The organism is Bradyrhizobium sp. SZCCHNR1015 (genome assembly GCF_032489875.1).
GTDB lineage: Bacteria > Pseudomonadota > Alphaproteobacteria > Rhizobiales > Xanthobacteraceae > Bradyrhizobium.
In genome coordinates this window covers 1-1,821 of record NZ_JAUEYW010000035.1, presented here as the reverse complement: position 1 = coordinate 1,821, position 1,821 = coordinate 1, and the positions used below count along the sequence as shown (strand labels likewise).

1 protein-coding gene is annotated in these 1,821 nt (G+C 71.2%); it reads left to right on the top strand.

What is annotated here, in order from left to right:
- A partial coding sequence (locus QX128_RS33150) for an amino acid adenylation domain-containing protein (protein WP_316239657.1) occupies window positions 1-1,821 on the top strand: 1,821 nt, incomplete at both ends.

Sequence of the window (1,821 nt, the reverse complement as noted above, 5' to 3'; positions counted from 1 at the left end):
GCTGACCGACGGCAGCACCGCCGCATTGCCCGACGATCTCGCGCAGCTCCGGCTCGACGATCCCGCGCTGCTGCAACCGCCGCCGGCGTGGCCGCGGCATCGTCCGCTGCCCGACGACCTCGCCTACGTCATCTTCACCTCCGGCTCCACCGGCCGCCCCAAGGGCGTCGCCATCCCCCAGCGTGGTCTCGTCAATCTCGTGCGCTGGAGCTTTGCCGCTGTTGGCACCGACGTGCTGGCGGCGACCTTCGCCTCGTCCTCGATCAATTTCGACATGTCGGTGCTGGAGATGTTCTCGCCGCTGAGCTGCGGTGGGTGCATCGAGGTCGCATCCGACCTGCTCGCCATCGCCCATCGCGGCCGCTCCGGCATGCGGCTGTTGAGTGGCGTACCGTCGGTGTTGCGCGCGCTGCTCGACATGTCGGCGCTGCCGACCGACGCGCGCGCGCTGATCCTTGCCGGCGAGGCGCTGCCCGAGGAGCTGGTGCACCGGACGCGCGCCGTGCTGCCGGACTGCCGGATCTGGAATCTGTATGGGCCGACGGAAGCGAGCGTCTATTCCACCGCCTGGTTCTCCGACGGTCCGCACGACGCGCCGCCGACGATCGGCCGTCCCGTCCACAACATGCAGGTGCACCTGCTCGACGAGCGGCTCGCGCTGGTCCCGATCGGCGTCGTCGGCGAGGTCTATGTCGCGGGCGCGGGTCTCGCGCGCGGCTATATCAACCGTCCCGGGTTGACGGCGGAGCGCTTCATCGCCGATCCGTTCGGACCGCCGGGCACCCGGCTGTACCGCACCGGTGATCGCGCGCGCAGGCAGGCCGACGGCACGCTGGAGTTCCTGGGACGCGCCGACCATCAGGTCAAGATCCGCGGCTTCCGCATCGAGCCCGGCGAGGTCGAGAGCGCGCTGCGCCGTCACGACGGCGTCGCTGCTGCCGTCGTGGTGCCGCAGGAGCATCCGCACGGGCGGCGCCTCGTCGCCTATGTGGTCGGCCGCGACGGCGTTGCGCCGTCCATCGCAGAGCTGCGCAGCCATCTCGGCAGCCTGCTGCCAGATTACATGGTGCCTTCGCTGTTCGTCACGCTCGATGCGCTGCCGCTCACCCCCAACGGCAAGCTCGACCGCAAGGCCCTGCCCGAGCCGGACCTCGCCGTGGCCTCCGAGGCGCCCCATCGCGCACCGCGCTCCGCCACCGAGCAGGCGCTTGCCGCGATCTGGGCCGAGCTGCTCGGCCACGACGAGATCGGCATCGACGACAATTTCTTCGCCCTCGGCGGTCATTCGCTGCTTGCCACCCGCCTCGTCTCCCGCCTGCGCAGCCAGTTCGGCCGCGAGCTGCCGCTGCGCCGGCTGTTCGAGCAGCCGACCATTGCCCGCCTCGCCGCCTGCCTCGACGGCGAGACCGGCGATCAGGCCACCGCCTTCGTCGCCGTGCCCCGTCCGGTCGACCTGCCGTTGTCCGCCGCCCAGACCCGGCTCTGGTTCCTGGATCAGCTCGAAGGCGGCTCGGCCGCCTATCTCATTCCGTTCGCGCTCGATCTCGACGGCGCGCTCGATGCCCAGGCGCTCGATCGCGCGCTGACGGCGCTGGTCGCACGCCATGAGAGCCTGCGCAGCACGGTCGAGCTCAAGGCCGATGCGCCGGTGCAGATCATCCGCCCGGCCGGCGCCTTCCGCCTGCTGCACGACGACCTCTCCGATCTCTCGCCCGCCGACCGCGACGCTGCGCTGGCCGCAAGACTCGACGGCCTGGTGCAGCACCGCTTCGACCTGTCGCGCGACCTGCCGCTGCATGCGCTGCTGGTGCGGCTCGCTCC